This window comes from Nonomuraea sp. NPDC048881, assembly GCF_040649795.1.
Classification (GTDB): domain Bacteria; phylum Actinomycetota; class Actinomycetes; order Streptosporangiales; family Streptosporangiaceae; genus Nonomuraea.
In genome coordinates, this window is sequence record NZ_JBEZGC010000007.1 from 20,057 (window position 1) to 37,781 (window position 17,725).

Here is a 17,725-nt window from a genome sequence, read left to right on the forward strand (position 1 = left end):
CTCCGCGCGTGCGACGCCGTCTCCGACGTACCTTTGGCATCATGGCCACCCGTACGCCGAAAAGCGCATCGAAGGGGCCGGCGAAGCGGTCGACCTCGCCTCGATCGACCCCCGCGAAGCGGCCGGCCACGGCGGCGGGGCGACCGAGGGCGAAGGCCGCGAGCTCCGGCCGCAAGTCCTCCGTGACCCATCCCGACCCGATCAGCTGGGTCTTCACGATGATCGGCAAGCTGATCGTCGGGCTGTGGATGCTGCTCGCCAACGGCATCGGCAGCACCGCCCGCGCGCTCGGCAAGAACGCCCGCGAGCTCGACCCCGCACACCGGCGCGACGGCGTGGGCCTGTCGGTGCTGGCCGGCGCGATCGTGCTGGCCTCGATGACCTGGCGCAACCCCGAGGGCACGGTCTCCGGCGTCGTGAACACCGTCGTGCACGCCGTGTTCGGCTCGCTGGCCTGGGCGCTGCCGCTGCTGCTCGGCCTGCTGGCCTGGCGCTACCTGCGCCACCCCGACCAGAACGCCGACACCGGCCGCATGGTCATCGGGTGGAGCGCGCTCATGGTCGGCGTGCTCGGCGTCATCCACGTGGCCAACGACACCCCCTACCCGGCGGGCCAGGGGCAGGGCATGGACAAGGTGTCGGCCGCCGGCGGCATGATCGGGTTCATCGTGTCGGCGCCGCCGATGAGCATCCTGCCGTCCTGGATCACGATCCCGCTGCTGCTGCTGCTGTCCGGGTTCGGCGTGCTGGTGATCACCGCCACGCCCGTCCACCGCATCCCCGAGCGACTGTCGGAGCTGCGGCACATGTTGTTCGAGCGGCACGCCGAGCCGCTCGCGCCGCGCGAGCCCGCCAAGCGCCGGCCGCGGTCCAAGAAGGCGGAGGGCGAGGGCGTCGAGACGGTCAAGCCGTACGACACCCCGGTCATCGCCGAGAAGGACAAGCTGGCCGACCACTCGCCGGAGATCGTGCCAGGGCTCGTCGACGGGCCCGCGGACGAGGAGCCGTCCGTGCCCGAGCGCAGGCCGGAGCCGCCGGAGCCCACGCCCGCGCCGCGCAAGGTCGAGCAGCTCGTGCTGTCGCCGCAGGCGGGGCCGTACAGCCTGCCCGACCTGCAGTTCCTCAAGCCAGGCACCGCGCCCAAGCCGCAGACCAAGGCCAACACGACCGTGGTCAACGCGCTGACCAGCGTGCTGGAGCAGTTCTCCATCGACGCGCAGGTGATCGGCTTCACCCGCGGCCCGACGGTCACCCGCTACGAGATCGAGCTGGGCCCGGCGGTCAAGGTGGAGAAGGTCACCGCCCTCACCAAGAACATCGCCTACGCCGTCAAGTCGGCCGACGTCCGGATCCTGTCTCCCATCCCCGGCAAGTCGGCGATCGGCGTCGAGATCCCCAACGCCGACAAGGACCTGGTCGCGCTCGGCGACGTGCTGCGCTCCCAGGTGGCCCAGGCCGACCACCACCCGATGATCGTGGGCCTGGGCAAGGACGTCGAGGGACGGACCATCGTCGCCAACCTCGCCAAGATGCCTCACCTGCTCATCGCGGGCGCGACCGGCGCCGGCAAGTCGGTCTGCGTCAACGGCCTCATCACCAGCATCCTCATGCGCTCCACCCCCGACGAGGTGCGCATGGTGCTGGTCGACCCCAAGCGCGTCGAGCTCAGCGTCTACGAGGGCATCCCGCACCTCATCACGCCCATCATCACCAACCCGAAGAAGGCCGCGGAAGCCCTGGAATGGGTCGTGGGCGAGATGGACCGCCGCTACGACGACCTGGCCGCCAGCGGGTTCCGGCACGTCGACGAGTTCAACAAGGCCGTGCGCGCGGGCAAGCTCGTGCCGCCGCCGGGCAGCGAGCGGGTCTACCAGCCCTACCCGTACCTGCTGGTGATCGTGGACGAGCTGGCCGACCTCATGATGGTGGCCCCGCGCGACGTCGAGGACTCGATCGTGCGCATCACGCAGCTCGCCCGCGCGGCCGGCATCCACCTGGTGATCGCCACCCAGCGGCCCTCGGTCGACGTCGTCACCGGCCTGATCAAGGCCAACGTGCCGTCCAGGCTGGCCTTCGCGGTGTCGTCGCTGACCGACTCGCGGGTCATCCTCGACCAGCCGGGCGCCGACAAGCTGGTCGGCCAGGGTGACGCGCTGTTCCTGCCGATGGGCGCGAGCAAGCCCATCCGGATCCAGAACGCGTTCGTCTCGGAGAAGGAGATCGCCGAGATCGTCACGCACTGCAAGGAGCAGATGCAGGTCGAGTACCGCGACGACGTGGCCGCCGCGCCGGTCAAGCGGGAGATCGACGAGGAGATCGGCGACGACCTCGACCTGCTGATCCAGGCCGCCGAGCTGATCGTGACCACCCAGTTCGGCTCGACCTCGATGTTGCAGCGCAAGCTGCGGGTCGGCTTCGCCAAGGCCGGACGGCTGATGGACCTGCTGGAGAGTCGCAACGTGGTGGGCCCCAGCGAAGGCTCCAAGGCCCGCGAAGTCCTGGTGAAACCGGACGATCTGCCCGGCCTGCTGGCCGACCTGCGTGGCGAATGACCCCAATGCACGGTTCCACGGCGATAACTGATTGAATATGAACCACTACGCACTGTCGTGGTGGGGAGGCGTTCGCTGTGCAGGAACAGAGCATCGGGGCCATGCTGGCAGCGGCCAGGCAGGCGGCGGGATTGACGGTCGCGCAGGTCAGCGCGGCGACCCGGATCAGAGAAACGATCATCAACCGGATCGAGCAGGAAGACTACGAACAGTGCGGGGGCGGGTTCTACGCCCGCGGTCACGTCAAGGCCATAGCCAAGGTCGTCGGGCTCGATCCCGAGGCCACGGTCCACCTGTTCGACCAGCAACACGGCGGGGCGCCGCAGCCCGTCCGCGCCGCCGCCGTGTTCCAGGCCGACCGCACGCTCGCCCTGCGCGAACGCCGGGGGCCCAACTGGACGATGGCGCTCGGCGTGGCGCTGGCCGTCGTGGTGGTGTTCGGCACGGTGCGCGTGCTCGGCGGCGCGAGCGACCAGGTGCGCACCGCCGACGTGCACGCCATCACGCCCAAGCCCAGCGTGCCGCCGAACACGCCCATCACCGAGGGGCCCAGGGCCGCGGCGGGCAAGGGCAAAGCGGGCAAAGGCATGGTCACCCTGAAGATCGAGGCTAGGCGTACGTCGTACGTGAACGTGCGCGACGGTCAGGGCCGGATGCTCTTCGCCGGGATGTTGAAGGCCGGAGACAGCTCGACCTGGCGGGCCGCCGAGAAGGTCAGCCTGCTCCTCGGTGACGCCGGAGCGGTGTCCTTGCAGGTCAACGGCAAGAAGGTGGACAAACTCGGGGGCCGGGGCGAGATGGTGACCCGCTCGTTCGGCCTCGACGCGTCGCCTCCGCGGTAGTCCGGCGGGGAGGCCGTGCATCAGGTGGTGGCCAACTCCCGATATCGTAGTGTTCACCATGTCATCCCGCCGAACCGCATCGCTGATCACCCTGGGCTGCGCGCGCAACGAGGTCGACTCCGAGGAGCTGGCCGCGCGACTAGAGGCTGCCGGCTGGCAGCTGGGCGACGACGACCCCGACGTCGTCGTCGTCAACACGTGTGGCTTCATTGACTCGGCCAAGAAAGACTCCATCGACACGCTGCTCGCCGCCGCCGACTCCGGGGCGAAGGTGGTGGCCGCGGGTTGCATGGCCGAGCGCTACGGCAACGAGCTGGCCGAGGCACTGCCCGAGGCGAGCGCCGTCATCTCCTTCGACGACTACACCGAGATCGGCGGCCGGCTCGACGACGTGCTGGCCGGGCGTCCGCTCAAGCCGCACACGCCGCGCGACCGCCGCACGCTGCTGCCCATCTCGCCGGTCGAGCGCGGCAGCGCGCCCAAGACCGGCATCCCCGGCCACGGCGAGCTGCCCGACGGGCTCGCGCCCGCCAGCGGCCCGCGCGTGCTGCGCAAACGCCTCGACGAGAGCCCGGTCGCCTCGCTCAAGCTGGCCTCCGGCTGCGACCGGCGCTGCACGTTCTGCGCCATCCCGGCCTTCCGCGGGGCCTACGTCTCGCGCAACCCCGACGAGCTGCTCGCCGAGGCCGACTGGCTGGCTCATCGCGGCGTGCGCGAGCTCGTCCTGGTCTCGGAGAACTCCACCTCCTACGGCAAGGACCTGGGCGACCTGCGGGCGCTGGAGAAGCTGCTGCCGCAGCTGGCCGCCGTGCCGGGCATCGACCGGGTGCGGGTCAGCTACCTGCAGCCCGCCGAGCTGCGGCCGGGGCTGATCGACGTCATCACCGCCACCGAGGGCGTGGCCGACTACTTCGACCTGTCCTTCCAGCACGCCAGCGGCGGCGTCCTGCGCCGGATGCGCCGCTTCGGCGACCCCGAGCGTTTCCTCGGCCTCCTGGAGAGCGTGCGCAAGGGCGCTCCCGAGGCGGGCGTGCGCTCCAACTTCATCGTGGGCTTCCCGGGCGAGACCGAGGAGGAGTTCGGCGAGCTGGTCGGCTTCCTGGAGCAGGCCAGGCTCGACGTGATCGGCGTGTTCGGCTACTCCGACGAAGACGGCACGGAGGCTGCCAACCTGCCGGGCAAGCTCGACCAGGAGGTCATCGACGAGCGCGTGCGCGTGCTCACCGAGCTGGCTGAGGAACTGACCGCCCAGCGCGCGGAGGAGCGCATCGGCACGGAGGTCGACGTGCTCATCGACGACGACCTGGGAGACGGCGGCTACGAGGGCCGGGCCGCCCACCAGGGCCCGGAGGTCGACGGCTCGGTGACGGTCCAGGGCATCGGCCTGGTCAAGGGACAGATCGTGCGCGCGGTCGTGGTCGACGCCGAGGGGGTTGACCTGATCGCGCGCATCAAGGCCAGTCCATGACCAGGGACGAGCGCCGCGTGGTGAGCCCGTGGAACATCGCCAACGTCCTCACGGTCCTCCGGTTGGCGCTCGTCCCCTTCTTCGTCGCATGCCTGTTCCTGCCCGGCACCGGCTGGCGGCTGGCCGCCCTAGGGGTGTTCGGGGTCGCCTCGATCACCGACCATCTCGACGGCGAGCTGGCCCGCCGCTACGGGCTGATCACCGATTTCGGCAAGATCGCCGACCCGATCGCCGACAAGGCGCTCACCGGGGCGGCGCTGGTGTGCCTGTCGATCCTCGACGAGCTGCCGTGGTGGGTCACGATCGTGATCCTGGGCCGCGAGCTGGGCATCACCCTGCTCCGGCTGGTCCTGCTGCGGCACGCGGTCATCCCGGCCAGCTACGGCGGCAAGGTCAAGACCGTGCTGCAGATCGCCGCCATCGTGCTCTACATCCTGCCGGGGGTGCCCGACCCGCTGCGATGGGTGGTGATGGGCGCGGCCCTGGTCGTGACCGTCGCGACGGGCGTCGACTATCTCGTACGGGCGGTCAAGCTGCGCCAGGTGGCCAGACGGGCGCGTGGGGAGTGATCTGAGCGATGGCGGACGTGGCCGAGGTCGTGGCCCTCCTGGTGCGGCAGGACGCCACCGTGGCGGTGGCCGAGTCGCTGACCGGCGGGCTCATCGGGGCCGCGTTCACGTCGGTCCCTGGGGCGTCCAAGGCGTTCCGGGGCGGGGTGATCTCCTACGCCACCGATCTCAAGCGCGATCTGCTGGGCGTGCCCGGCGAGCTGCTGAGCCGCGAGGGGGCCGTGCATCCCGAGGTGGCCGCGGCGATGGCCGAAGGGGTCGCCCGGGTGTGCGGGGCGGCGTACGGGCTGGCCGTGACTGGTGTGGCCGGCCCAGAACCACAGGACGGAAAGCCCGTGGGCCTGGTGTACGCCGCGGTCCACGGCCCGGGCGGGGAGAACCTGGTGCGTGCGTTGAGCCTTGAGGGGTCGCGCGAACGTATCCGGGTAAGGACGGTGCACGAGGCAGTCGATCTCCTCGCAGGTGTGCTGAAGGCCAACAAAGGGGAACATTCCGGATGATTACCGTGTTACGTCCCGAGCGAACATGCGAAGCACGGTCTGACGCGGTGTCGGTGGATACGGGTACGGTGGAGCTGTGAGTGAGGTCCGTGAGCCAACTGCAAGCACCGAGCGCCCGGCAGGCGGGCCTGATGAGTCGCGCGACCAGGCACGAGCGGCAGACCCGGGGAGGCGACGCCCCATGATGACGGCGAGGAGTATGTACGAAGCCAAGAAGACCAATGTGCGGCACGATCCGATCGCGCGGGGCGTGGTGAAGACATCCACGCCGGGGAGGGAGCGACAGATGATTCTGCTGCGTCAGCTGCTCGGTGACGTGCTGAGGCGGTTGCGGGTGCGTCAGGGGCGCACGCTACGCGAGGTGTCCACGCTGGCGCGTGTCTCGCTCGGTTATCTTTCCGAGGTCGAGCGTGGCCAGAAGGAAGCCTCGTCCGAGCTGCTCGCGTCCATTTGCGGTGCCCTCGGTGTGCCGCTCTCGCAGGTGTTGCGTGAGGTTTCCGACCAGTTCGCGCTGGCGGAGCTCCAGGCCGCGCCTGTTCTGGCCGACATGCCCGAGCACGAGCGCCTGCCCCTTGCCGAGACGGTTCCCGGTTCGATCGGCGACACTGTCTTCCCCGAGGTCAAGGACATGGTGGCGGCCTAACGCGGCTGGCAGCCACCACACCACAGGATCAGCCTTTCCTGTGGCTGTGCCCCCATCTCCCCGCGGCTGATGCGCGTGCCGCATCGGCGACAGGGTCTCCCTGCCCTGCCGTAGACCCAGGTCTGGTTCGCCGGGCGGCGATCACCTGTGGTCACCGTGCCGCCATGTCCCTTGTTGGCCTCCAGCAGCCGGTGGGCCAGCGTGACGAGCCCGTCGAGATCCTCGATCTCCCCGACCTTCCGCCACGGCCAGATCCCGCGCAGGAACAGGGTCTCGGCGCGATAGATCGTGCCGATCCCCGCCAGGTTGCGCTGATCGAGCAGCGCTTCGCCGATCGTCCTGTCCGGTGCCGCTCGTAGCCTTCGCACGGCCTCGCCCGGATCCCAGTCGGCGCCCAGCAGGTCCGGCCCCAGGTGCCCCACCAGGCGCTCCTCGTCGGCGGTCGTGACCAGGTCGACCATGCCGAGCTTGATCCCCACCGCCTGCCACTCCTCGTTGGCCAGGATCAGCCGCACCTGGTCGCCGCCGGCCGTGCGCCGGCCCGCGGGCATGACCCGCCAGCTTCCGTCCATGCGCAGGTGGGTGTGCACGGTCAGGCCGCCCTCGACCCGGGTCAGCAGATGTTTGCCCCTGGAGACGGTGGTGAGCACCGCCCGGCCTCTCAGGTCCGCGGTGGCGTGCCGTGGGACGCGGAAGTCCGACCTGGTCAGCACGCGGCCGTCGAGCGCGCCGCGCAGGCGCGCCGCGGTGCGGTAGACGGCGTCTCCCTCGGGCATCCCTCCAGTCTAGGTACCCGCCTCCCGGCCGGGACGGCGGCCATGGGCCCGAGGGCGCCGGCCGCCAGGCCCGGCCGGGAGGCGTCAGTCCCAGGCGGCGGGGTCGGCGGCGAGCTGGCGGACGCGCTCGGGAAGGCTGCCCGAGGCGACCTGTTCGAGCGTGACCTCCTCCAGGATGGCCCGCTCGGTGGCGCGCAACGCGATCCACACCTGCTGCAACGACTCGGCCGGACCCCGGTAGCCGACGTGTTCGGGACGCTCGCCCCGCACGTTGGCCAGCGGCCCGTCGACGGCCCTGATCACGTCGGCGAGCGAGATGTTCGCGGCGGGCCGGGCCAGCACGTAGCCGCCCTCGGGACCCCGCTGGCCGCGCACCAGGCCGGCGCGGCGCATCTGGAGCAGGATGTTCTCCAGGTATTTGGGAGGCATGTCCTGTTCCTTGGCGAGCTCACCCACGGTAGTCGGACCCGCGCCGGCTGCGGCGAGTTCAGCGGCGGCACGGAGGGCGTAGTCGACACGAGCGGAAAGGCGCATGTTCTCGATTATCCCTCCTGGTCAACACTGGTTAGGCGCAAGGTCGTCAGAACGGGCAGGTGATCCGAATACGGCAACCGCGGCGCCTGCGCAGAAACCGCGGTCAATCCCTTGGTGAGCAGGACGTGGTCGATGCGCTCCTTGGGGGCGTCGGCGGGCGAGGTCGGCGGGTCCCCGAACGCGGTCAGCGGGTCGCTCAGCCCGGCCGCCTTCAGCACCTCCATGGCCGGATCGGTGGGCCGCGTGTTGAGGTCGCCGGCCAGGACCACCGGTCGCCTCACCTGCTCCCCGGCTCCGGCCGCGCTGTGCCCGGCCTCGTCGGCGTCCCGGCCGGCGGCCAGGGCGCGGGCGATCGCGGCGACCTCGGGCGCCTGGCCCTCGGGAGCCTGCAGATGGGTGTTGACGATGCCCACCTCCCTGCCGCCGACCTCCAGGACGACCGTCTGGGCCTGCGCCCCCGTCGGGTAGTCGTGGGAGCCCAGCGGGTGGGAGTGCACCTGCTTGACCGGGAGGTTGGTGAGCAGCGCGTCGCCCCACACCTGGTCGGCGGCGGGCGCGAAGTGGTAGCGCATGCCGAGGCGGCGGGCGATCCTGGCCAGGTCGTCGTGGCCGCCGTTGAGCAGCCAGCCGCGGTCCACCTCGCTGAGCAGCACGACGTCGGGCTTCTGGGCGGCGGCCCACGCGCCGATCTTGTCGAGCGACAGGCGGCCGTCCAGGCCGTAGCCCATGCGGATGTTGTAGGCGATCAGGGTGAAGGTGTCGCCCTGCTTGGCCCGTACGGGCGGCGCGGACGGCGCCCCGAGGGTGACGAGCCCCACCAGCAGCACGGCGGCCGCCGGCGGCAGCCAGCTGAGGCGGATCGGCCCGGCTGGCGGCGGCGAGTGCCGGACCAGAGCCGTGATCACGCTGAGGGCGGCCACCAGCACTGCCACCGCCACGAGGATCTGGCCGTTGGGGAAGCCGAGGTTCATGTCGTAGGCCGCGTAGTAGACGAACAGCCCGACGAAGAAGACCAGCCCGCCCCCGAGCACGGCCACGCCAGGACGTCGCCCGGCGGGATAGTCGGGCCGCGCGGTTCCGGCGAGCAGGGCGCCGAGCCAGCCGATCAGCAGCACGGCGACGTAGGGCGCCGACAGTGTGAAGAGCACCGTGAAGGCCACCAGCAGGACGCCGATCATGAGATCGAAGACCGGCGACAGCGGCGGGCGGGCGGCCTGCACAACGGCCATGACCAGGACAGCGGCGAGCAGGCCGGTGCCCACCAGCATCTGCCACAGGTCGGTCGGGCTCTGTTCCGGCTTGGCCCAGCCCGTGGCGGCGACGCCGGTCAGCAGCATCGCCGGGCCGAGCAGGAACCACGTCAGCGCGGGCGCGCGGTCCACCTCGGCGACCGGCGGGCGGAGGAGGCTCAGGAAGGCGGCGCAGACGCAGAGCACCGCCAGCCACGGGACCAGGCCGTCGCGCCAGACCAGGTCCACGCCGTCCAGCAGCAGGTGGACGACCAGCGACAGGCTCAGTCCGCCCATGACGCCGATCGGGACCGCCCGGCGCGGGACGGTGTGGGCGCAGCCGTACAGGAACACCAGGCCCGCGGTGACGCCGGCGGAGGCGACGTAGAGCTGGCTCACGCCCGCCTGCAGCAGGATCCTGGTGAGGACCAGCGCCGCGGCGCCGCCGAGCAGAGCGTGGCGCGGCTTGGCTAACAGCGCCAGGAAAGGCAGGATGAACCAGGCGGCGGCGTAGAGGCCCATCAGCTCCGGCGGCGTCTCGCCCGCCCGGCCGAACAGGGTGATCAACGACGGGAGGAAGACTCTCAACACGTCCAGCAGCAGCACGAGGCCCAGCGCGAGCATGATCGCCGGGCCGCGGGGGATTGTCATGAGGCATCCTCGTGTTCGGCTCCGATGATATGCAAGAGCTGGGACGCTAAACTTCCAACAACCTTTTCGAATTGACGGTGGGAATCAGCGTGGAGCGTCGTCCTGGTGTGCCCAGACTTCTCCGGGAGATCAACGATCGGGCCGCACTGGAGCTGTTGCTGGCCACCGGCCCCATGACGAGGGGGCAGATCGGCGACCTGACCGGTCTGTCCAAGGTCACCGCCTCCCAGACGCTCGCGCGGCTGGAGGAACGCGGCCTGGTCGAGGTGGTGGGCGCGCAGGCGGGCGGCAGGGGGCCGAACGCGGCGCTCTACTCGGTCATCCCCTCCAGCGCGTACGTGGCCGGTCTGGAGGTCGGGCCCGAGCTCATCTCCACCGCCGTCGCCGACATCCACGGCCGCACCATCGCCGAGGTCACCGTCGATCCCGGCGGCCACGACGACCCGGTGGCCGCCGTGCACGGCGCGATCGTCAAGGCGTGCCGCAGCGCGAAGGTCAGCCTGGCCAAGCTGCGCGGCGTGGTGATCGGCACCCCGGGCGTGGTCGATCCGCGCAGCGGCGACGTGCGCTTCTCCTTCGACCTGCCGGGCTGGCACGAGGGCATCCACGAGGCGCTCGCCGGCGACCTGCGGCGCGAGGTGACGATCGAGAACGACGTGAACCTGGCCGCCATCGCCGAGTACGCCGACGGCGCGGCCAAGGGCGTCGACGACTTCGTGCTGGTGTGGGCGAGCCGGGGCCTCGGCATGGCCGTCATGCTGGGCGGCAAGCTCCACCGGGGGCGTTCGGGCAGCGCGGGGGAGATCGGCTACCTGCCGGTGCCCGGCGTGCCGCTGCCGGAGGACATCCGCACCAAGCCGGGCCGGCTGCCGTCGCTGGCGGGCGGCCTGCAGTCGCTGGTGAGCGCCGAGGCGGTGGCCGAGCTGGCCCGCGGCTACGGTTTCACGGCCGAGAGCGCCGGCGAGTGCGTCGAGGTCGCGGTGGCGGCCGGGCCCCGCGGTGAGCCGATGCTCGACGAGATCGCCCACCGGCTGGCGCTGGGCGTGGCGGCGGTCTGCGTGATCCTCGACCCGGGGCTGGTCGTGCTGGCCGGGGAGGTGGGCCACGCCGGGGGATCCGCGCTGACCTCCAGGGTGGAGGAGGCCGTGGCGCGGATCTGCCCGGTGCGGCCGCAGGTGGTCACCACGGCGGTCGCCCACGCCAACCCGGTGCTGCGCGGCGCGGTGCTGGCCGCCCTGGACCAGGCGCGCGAAGAGCTCCTCACGCCCTGATCCGGCGGGCCCGGGCTGTTCGCCTCAGGCGGTGATCAGTTCCACGGCGGCCTGGGCGTTGGCCCTGGCCGCCCCGTACGTGGCGATGTAGGCGGCGCTGTCGGGCCGCCAGACGGGCAGGCCCATCTCGATCACCGTCGCGTCCTGGCGGGCCGCCACCAGAGCGGAGACCAGTTCCTGGCTCGCCTGGTAGCGGTGGGCGTCCTTCACCACGATGACCAGCGACCGGTTCGCGGCCTTGGCCAGCAGGGCGGGGACGTCGGCGGCCGCGGGCTCGACACGGACGATCTCGGCGTCCGGCAGCCACGGGCCGACCCCCCATGGCACGTTCCCCACGGCGATCGTGGGCGGGGTGTCCACCTCGATCACCAGGGGTTCCACCAGAGGTTCCGTCTCGCCGGTCAGCCGCACGGCGCGGCGGGCGGCGTGCAGGCCGACCCCGTTCTGCTCGGCCGCGATCACCTCGGGCGTGCCGAACCAGGCCCTCAGCGCCCCCACGCGGTCGGCCGCCTCCTCCAGCCTGGCGGCCGGCAGGCGTCCCTCGGTCACCGCGGCCACGATCTCCCCGATGACCCGCTGGACGTCGTCCTCGCCGGGGATCGGGCCGAGGCAGATCAGGTCCGCCCCGGCCGCGAGCGTGAGCACGGCGCCGTTGGCCAGCCCGACGCTCTTGGTGATCGCGTGCATGTCCAGCGCGTCCGTGATCACCACGCCGTCGTAGCCGAGCTCGCCCCTGAGGAGCCCGGTCAGAGCGGCGGGTGACAGGGTGGCCGGAGTGTCCCCGGTCACCACCGGAACCGCCACGTGAGCGGTCATCACGGTCTTGGCGCCGGCCTCGATGGCCGCCCGGAACGGCGCGAGCTCGCGGGCGCGCAGCACGTCCAGGCCGACGTCCACGACGGGCACGGCCAGGTGGGAGTCCACCCGGGTGGCGCCGTGGCCGGGGAAGTGCTTGACGCAGGCGGCCACGTTCACCGACTGCAGCCCGTTGACCGCCGCGACCGTGTGCCTGGCCACCAGCGCCGGGTCGGCGCCGAAGGACCTGGTCCCGATCACCGGGTTGTCGGCCTCGGTGTTGACGTCCGCGCTCGGCGCGAGGTCCACGTTGATGCCGCACGCGGCCAGCTCGGACCCGATCGCCGCGTAGACCCGGCAGGTCAGGTCCATGTCGTCGACCGCCCCCAGCGCCGCGTTCCCGGGGTACGGGCTGCCGACGTGGTAGGCCAGCCTGGTGACGTCCCCGCCCTCCTCGTCGAGCGAGATGACGGGCTCGGCCGAGGCGCGCAACGTCGTGGTGAGCGACCTGACCTGGTCGGGACCGGCGACGTTGAACCCGAAGAGCGTCACGCCGCCCAGGCCGTTGTCCAGCTCACGCAGCACCCAGTCGGGCGCCGTGGTGCCCTGGAAGGCGACGAGCAGCGTGCCGGCCGCGAGGCGACGCAGCCCCCGATCACTCTGACTCATGGCTCCTCATCACTTGAATGAAGGCACGATCGGGTACGGCCCGGACCAGCCGAGCCGTACGAGGATCAGTGCCTGTTACCCCTTCACGGCCCCGGCGGTGAGACCGGCGACCATGCGGCGTTGTACCAGCAGGAAGAAGACGACCACCGGAAGGGTCATCAGGGTGGAACCGGCCATGATCGCGCCCCAGTCGACGCCCTTCTGGCCGAAGAAGTACTGCAGGGCGACCGGCATCGTGTAGCCCTCGGAACCCGACATCAGGTAGAGGGCGAACACCAGATCGTTCCAGGCGGTGATGAACGAGAAGATGCTCGTGGCCACCAACCCCGGCGCGACCAGCGGGAACAGCACCTTCCAGAACGTGGTCAGGCGGCTCGCGCCGTCGATCCAGGCCGCCTCCTCCAGCGTCCGCGGCACCGCGGCCACGAACGTGCGCAACATCCAGATGCCGAACGGCAGCGTCAGCGCGACCTGGGTGATGATCAGCCCGATGAGCTGGTCACCGAGGCCGACCCGCTTGACCATCATGTACAGCGGGATGAGCAGGCCCTCGGCCGGCAACATCTGCACGATCAGCAGGATGACCAGGAACGTGCCACGCCCCTTGAAGCGGAAGCGGGCGATGGCCGTGGCCGACAGCAGCGCGAAGACCGAGCCGATGAGCACGGTGCCGAGCGCCACGATCGCGCTGTTGCGCATGTAGAGCCAGATGGAGTTGTTCGCCACGCCCTCGGTCAGCACCCGCGCGAAGTGGTCGAAGGTGAAGTGCGTCGGGAACGGGATGAACTCCGTCGTGAAGATCTGGTCGTTCTCCTTGAAGCCGGTGGAGACCATCCAGTAGACGGGGAAGACCGCGTAGAGGAAGACCAGCACACCGGCCGTGTTCAGGAGGATCTTCCCGAGCTTCTTGCGGGCCAGCGCGTTCACATCTCCTCCTGCTTCACGATCTGCCGGACGTACGCGACGGTGATGATGAGCAGGATGATCGTCAGCACGATGGAGATCGCCGCGCCCGTGCCCAGCTTCTGCGGGGGCTTGAACGCCTCCGCGACCGCGTACATCGACAGGTTGAAACCGTCGCGGTTGGTCGGGCCGTTCATCAGCACGTAGAGCTGGCTGAAGACCTTGAAGTCCCAGATGATCGACAGGATCGTCAGGACGGCGAAGACCGGCTTGAGCAGCGGCAGGGTGATCTTCCTGAACGTCCGCCACGCCCCCGAGCCGTCGACCTTGGCCGCCTCGTACAGCTCGGACGGGATGCCCTTGAGCCCCGCCAGCACCGAGACCGCGATGAACGGGAACCCGGCCCACACCACGCACACGATCAGCGCGACGTAGAGCGGGAAGGTGTCGTTGAGCCACGGGGTGCCCGTCCAGTCCTGCTGGCCGGCGGGTGGCGCGGCCAGCCAGTCGGGCAGCAGGTTGAGCAGCCAGTTCACGATGCCGGACTCGGCGTCGAAGAGCGAGCGCCAGATGACGCCCTGCGCGACCGGCGGCACGGCCCAGGCGAACATGCACCCGATGACCACGAACAGGGACATCTTCTTGCCGAGCTTGTTCAGCAGCACGCCGACCGCGGTGCCCACGATCAACGTGAGGCTGACGGCGACGAAGGCGAACACCACGGTGTTGCGCAGAGCCGACCAGAAGATGTCGTTGGAGAGGACCTTGTTGAAGTTGTCCAGGCCCACCCATTCGGCCGGCTTGCTCCCCCTGATCTGCGCGAGCCCGACCTTCTGGAAGGCCATCACGCCGAGCTGGAACATCGGGTACAGCAGCAGTCCCGCGATGACCAGCAGACCGGGGATGAGCAGCACGTACGGGATGCTCCACGTGGGCATCCCGGTGGCCTTGACGGGCCCGCCGCCCTTCTTACGGCGGCGCCCCGGGGCGGGGGACGAGCCCCTGCCCCGGGTGACCGTAGTCGTGTTCGCCATCGTTACTGGTTCAGGATCTCTTCGAGTTCCTTGTTGGCGTCAGCGAGAGCCGTGGTGGTGTCCTTCTTGCCCTCGATGACGGCGCGCGCCGCGTTCTGCAGCACGGCCTTGGTGGCGTCGGCCTCGGCCCAGTTCGGGTCGGCCGGGAACGCCTTGGCCTTGGCGAAGGCCTGGGCGAACGGGCCCTGCGCCGGGTCCTCGTTCAGCGCCGCCAGGGTGTCGGGGTAGACCGGCAGCAGGCCGCCTTCCTTGGCGTAGCGGTCGGCCCAGGTCTTGCTGGTGGCGAGCTTGAGGTACTCCTTGCCGAGGTCGGCCTCCTTGGTGCCGCCCCACAGCGCGATGTCGTTGCCGCCGAAGAAGGACGGGGCCAGGCCGCCGGTCTTGGCGGGCAGCGGGAAGAAGCCGAGCTTGTCGCCCTTCAGCTTGCCCTTCGAGTCCTCCTCGATGCCGGGCAGGTCCCAGCCGGCGGTGAGGTACATCGCCACCTTGTTGTTGGCGAAGCGCTTGCGGATGTCGACGGTGTTCAGCGTCAGGTTCGCCTTGCTGGACAGGCCGCCGGTGACCAGGCCGGTGTAGGTCTCGAAGCCCTTCTGGAAGCCGGGGTCGGTCAGCTTGCCGACCCACTTGTCGCCCTCCTTGACGGCGAACTCGCCGCCCTCGGACCAGGCGAACGCGGCCAGCAGGTGGTTGGCGTCGGAGCCGCCGTTGAAGGCGAAGCCGTCGACGCCGGCGCCCTTCTCCTTCTGGATCTTCTTGGCCGCGGCGACGAGCTCGTCCCAGGTCTTGGGAACCTCGATCTTCAGGTCGGCGAACCAGTCCTTGCGGTAGAGCACCGCGCGGGCGCCGGCGCCCCACGGGATGCCGTAGATCTCGCCGTCGACCGTCTCGTAGCCGTAGAGGTTCTCGGGGATCTGGGCCCGGTCGCCCTCACGCGCGATGTCGGTGATAGGGGTGAGCGCGTCCTGGCTCTGCCACATCGGGACCTGGTCGTTGCCGATCTCGGTCACGTCCGGGCCGGTGCCGGTCGCGGCGGCGGCGAACTTGTCCGCCACCTGCGGCCACGGGATCCACTCAAGCTTGACCTCGGCGCCGGTCTGCTTCTTGAACTCGGCGTTGAGCTCTTCCATGTACTTGGCGGCGGCAGGGTTGCTGTCGCCCAGACGCCACACGCTGAGCGTCTTGCCCGCGAACTTCGGGCCACTGGAAGCGGGGGCGGCCGCGCTGGACGACGGCTTCGGCTCCTCGCTTGACCCACAGGCGGCCAGGCCCAGGGCCAGGGCGGCCGTGGTGACCGTAGTGGCTGTGATCTTCGCGATCCTCACAGGGTTCTCCCTTCCCGGGTGCTGGCCTACGGTCCGCACCAGGCTGATCGTCAAATGCCGAACGACGCTGTTAAACTAACAAGAAACTTTCTTAAAAGAAACGCTCGTTAGCCATTCGTGACGAGAGGGGTGCGGTAATGAGTCGAAGCCCGGGGATCCCTCGGTTGCTGCGCAGGTTGAACGACCGCTCGGCACTTGAACTCCTCCTCGCGGACGGTCCGCTGACCCGCGCCGAACTGGGGGAGCGAACAGGGCTATCCAAGGTAACCGCAGGTCAGCTGCTCGCTCGACTCGAAGAACGGGGCCTGGTGGAGGTCGCGGGCGAGCGCGCCGGCGGCCGCGGCCCGCACGCCGCCCTGTACGCGGTGGTTCCGTCGAGCGCGTACGTCGCCGGGCTGGAGGTGCTGCCCGACAGCCTCACTGTCGGTGTGGCGGACATCACAGGTAAAATCGTTGTCGAGGTGACGGTCAACCCGTCCGACGCCCGCGATCCGGTGAAGGCGGTCCACTCGGCAGTCCAGCGGGCCTGCGCCACGGCCAGCGTCGAGCTCTCCCAGCTCCGCTCGTTCGTCATCGGCACCCGGGGCGTCGTCGATCCCCGCAGCGGCGATGTGCGCTGGTCCTACGACCTGCCCGACTGGCACGTCGGCGTGCTGGCCAGCCTGCGCCAGACCCTCGGCGGCTCGGTGACGATAGAGAACGACGTCAACCTGGTCGCCCTGGCCGAGAGCCGCTACGGCGCCGCCGTCGGCCACGACGACTTCGTGGTCATCTGGGCCGGCGTCGGCCAGGGCCTCGGCGTCATGCTCGGCGGCCGGCTGCACCGGGGGATCACCGGCGGCGCGGGCGAGATCGGCTGGCTGCCAGTGCCGGGAGAGCCGCTGCCGTCCGACGTCTCGCAGCCGCAGTCGGGCTCGTTCCAGCGCCTGGTGGGCCACGACGCCCTGCGCGGCCTGGCCGGCGAGCACGGCGTGATCGGCTACACCGTGCCAGACCTGGTCCGCAACGGCGACGAGGACTACCTGGACGAGGTGGCGGGCCGCCTGGCCGTGGGCGCGGCGGCCGTGGCCGTCGTGCTCGACCCCGGGCTGATCGTGCTCAGCGGCGACGTCGGCCGGGCCGGCGGCGAGCGGCTGGCCGCCAAGGTCGAGGAGGCCGTGGCCCGCGTGTGCCCGAGCCAGCCGACCGTGGTGACCACCAGGGTGACCGGCAACGCGGTGCTGCGCGGGGCCATGGTCGCGGCCCTGGAGCAGGCCCGGGAGCAGGTTTTCTCCGACACTGTGTGAGAATTTCTGCCCATGTGGCAGCTCGACACTGACGTAGTCCTCATCTCCGACCCGCGCGTCTCGGCGGTTCCCGTCCGGGAGTGCGGTGAGCCGCTGGCCGACGTGCGCGGGCGGCTGCGGGTCGACACGCGGCTGGCCGACGCCGACGGCGCGTACGCGCACCTGCGCGCGGGGCTGCTCGACCGGCTGGAGCGGGCCGAGAGCTCGTTGCCCGACGGCTTCCACCTGCTGATCGTCGAGGGATACCGGCCCATCGCTACGCAGCGGCGTATTTTCGAGGGGTACCGCGAGGAGCTCCTCACCACTTATCCCGACATGTCGCCTGACGAGTCCTTTATCGCGGCCAGTCGGTATGTCTCCCCTGTTGAGGTCGCCCCCCACACTGCCGGCGCCGCTGTCGACCTGACCCTGTGCGCCCCCGACGGCACCGAGTACGACATGGGCACCCAGGTCAACGACAACCCCGAGGAGAGCGGCGGCGCCTGCTACACGGCCGCCACCGGCATCCCGGCGCAGGCCCGCGCCCACCGCGAGATCCTGGCCGCCGCCCTGGAGCCCGTGGGCCTGGTCAACTACCCGACCGAGTGGTGGCACTGGTCGTACGGCGACCGCTACTGGGCCATGTCCACCGGCGCCCCTGCCGCCCTGTACGGTCCTGCCCCCTTCTAGCCAGGTTTTCCC

The 17,725-nt window shown here is 70.5% G+C and carries 16 protein-coding genes; 9 read left to right on the top strand and 7 right to left on the bottom strand.

What is annotated here, in order from left to right; genetic code table 11:
- Nucleotides 1-41 precede the first annotated feature (41 nt).
- From AB0C33_RS25030 to AB0C33_RS25055, 6 genes are all read left to right on the top strand, one after another.
- A complete protein-coding gene (locus AB0C33_RS25030; protein WP_358291871.1) occupies nt 42-2,552 on the top strand; it encodes a DNA translocase FtsK in 2,511 nt (836 codons plus the stop codon).
- A gap of 77 nt (nt 2,553-2,629) precedes the next feature.
- Nucleotides 2,630-3,394 (top strand): helix-turn-helix domain-containing protein, encoded by a 765-nt coding sequence (locus tag AB0C33_RS25035; RefSeq protein WP_358291873.1) that lies wholly within the window; start codon nt 2,630-2,632, stop codon nt 3,392-3,394.
- 58 nt (nt 3,395-3,452) lie between these two features.
- Nucleotides 3,453-4,862 (top strand): 30S ribosomal protein S12 methylthiotransferase RimO, encoded by a 1,410-nt coding sequence (rimO, locus tag AB0C33_RS25040; RefSeq protein WP_352323163.1) that lies wholly within the window; start codon nt 3,453-3,455, stop codon nt 4,860-4,862.
- On the top strand, nt 4,859-5,431 hold the full coding sequence (pgsA, locus tag AB0C33_RS25045) for a CDP-diacylglycerol--glycerol-3-phosphate 3-phosphatidyltransferase (protein WP_357985696.1): 573 nt from the start codon (nt 4,859-4,861) through the stop codon (nt 5,429-5,431). The genes rimO and pgsA overlap by 4 nt, the downstream gene beginning before the upstream one ends.
- An 8-nt stretch (nt 5,432-5,439) precedes the next feature.
- Nucleotides 5,440-5,931: a nicotinamide-nucleotide amidohydrolase family protein gene (locus AB0C33_RS25050; RefSeq protein ID WP_358291875.1), complete on the top strand. Its 492-nt coding sequence runs from the start codon at nt 5,440-5,442 to the stop codon at nt 5,929-5,931.
- 286 nt (nt 5,932-6,217) lie between these two features.
- Complete coding sequence (locus AB0C33_RS25055) at nt 6,218-6,574, top strand: helix-turn-helix transcriptional regulator (RefSeq protein WP_352323171.1); 357 nt, start codon at nt 6,218-6,220, stop codon at nt 6,572-6,574.
- Here the strand turns inward: AB0C33_RS25055 and AB0C33_RS25060 are convergent.
- The 3 genes from AB0C33_RS25060 to AB0C33_RS25070 form a co-directional block, all read right to left on the bottom strand.
- Entirely contained in the window at nt 6,571-7,350 is a 780-nt protein-coding gene (locus tag AB0C33_RS25060) for a DNA-formamidopyrimidine glycosylase family protein (protein WP_358291877.1), read from the bottom strand. The genes AB0C33_RS25055 and AB0C33_RS25060 overlap by 4 nt on opposite strands.
- 84 nt (nt 7,351-7,434) lie before the next feature.
- Nucleotides 7,435-7,884 carry an Rrf2 family transcriptional regulator gene (locus tag AB0C33_RS25065; protein ID WP_358291879.1) on the bottom strand — a complete coding sequence of 150 codons (450 nt, stop codon included), beginning with the start codon at nt 7,882-7,884 and terminating at the stop codon, nt 7,435-7,437.
- A gap of 8 nt (nt 7,885-7,892) precedes the next feature.
- Nucleotides 7,893-9,764: an endonuclease/exonuclease/phosphatase family protein gene (locus tag AB0C33_RS25070; protein ID WP_358291881.1), complete on the bottom strand. Its 1,872-nt coding sequence runs from the start codon at nt 9,762-9,764 to the stop codon at nt 7,893-7,895.
- An 89-nt stretch (nt 9,765-9,853) separates the two neighbouring features.
- Here AB0C33_RS25070 and AB0C33_RS25075 point away from each other — a divergent pair, with 89 nt between their 5' ends.
- Nucleotides 9,854-11,035, top strand: coding sequence for an ROK family transcriptional regulator (locus AB0C33_RS25075; protein ID WP_358292763.1), 1,182 nt, complete (start codon nt 9,854-9,856; stop codon nt 11,033-11,035).
- Nucleotides 11,036-11,059: 24 nt separating this feature from the next.
- Here AB0C33_RS25075 and AB0C33_RS25080 read toward each other — a convergent pair whose 3' ends face one another.
- The 4 genes from AB0C33_RS25080 to AB0C33_RS25095 all read right to left on the bottom strand — a co-directional run bounded on the left by AB0C33_RS25080 (nt 11,060) and on the right by AB0C33_RS25095 (nt 15,758).
- On the bottom strand, nt 11,060-12,499 hold the full coding sequence (locus AB0C33_RS25080; protein WP_358291883.1) for a glycoside hydrolase family 3 protein: 1,440 nt from the start codon (nt 12,497-12,499) through the stop codon (nt 11,060-11,062).
- A 75-nt stretch (nt 12,500-12,574) separates the two neighbouring features.
- Nucleotides 12,575-13,426, bottom strand: coding sequence for a carbohydrate ABC transporter permease (locus tag AB0C33_RS25085; protein ID WP_352352381.1), 852 nt, complete (start codon nt 13,424-13,426; stop codon nt 12,575-12,577).
- Nucleotides 13,423-14,436: a sugar ABC transporter permease gene (locus AB0C33_RS25090; RefSeq protein ID WP_357985677.1), complete on the bottom strand. Its 1,014-nt coding sequence runs from the start codon at nt 14,434-14,436 to the stop codon at nt 13,423-13,425. Before AB0C33_RS25090 ends, AB0C33_RS25085 begins: the two co-directional genes overlap by 4 nt.
- A gap of 2 nt (nt 14,437-14,438) precedes the next feature.
- Nucleotides 14,439-15,758 (bottom strand): extracellular solute-binding protein, encoded by a 1,320-nt coding sequence (locus AB0C33_RS25095; protein ID WP_358291885.1) that lies wholly within the window; start codon nt 15,756-15,758, stop codon nt 14,439-14,441.
- Between the two features lie 137 nt (nt 15,759-15,895).
- Between AB0C33_RS25095 and AB0C33_RS25100 the strand changes: the two genes are divergently transcribed.
- Complete coding sequence (locus AB0C33_RS25100; protein ID WP_358291887.1) at nt 15,896-17,044, top strand: ROK family transcriptional regulator; 1,149 nt, start codon at nt 15,896-15,898, stop codon at nt 17,042-17,044.
- Nucleotides 17,045-17,056: 12 nt separating this feature from the next.
- Nucleotides 17,057-17,713 (top strand): M15 family metallopeptidase, encoded by a 657-nt coding sequence (locus tag AB0C33_RS25105; RefSeq protein WP_358291889.1) that lies wholly within the window; start codon nt 17,057-17,059, stop codon nt 17,711-17,713.
- Nucleotides 17,714-17,725: the final 12 nt, after the last annotated feature.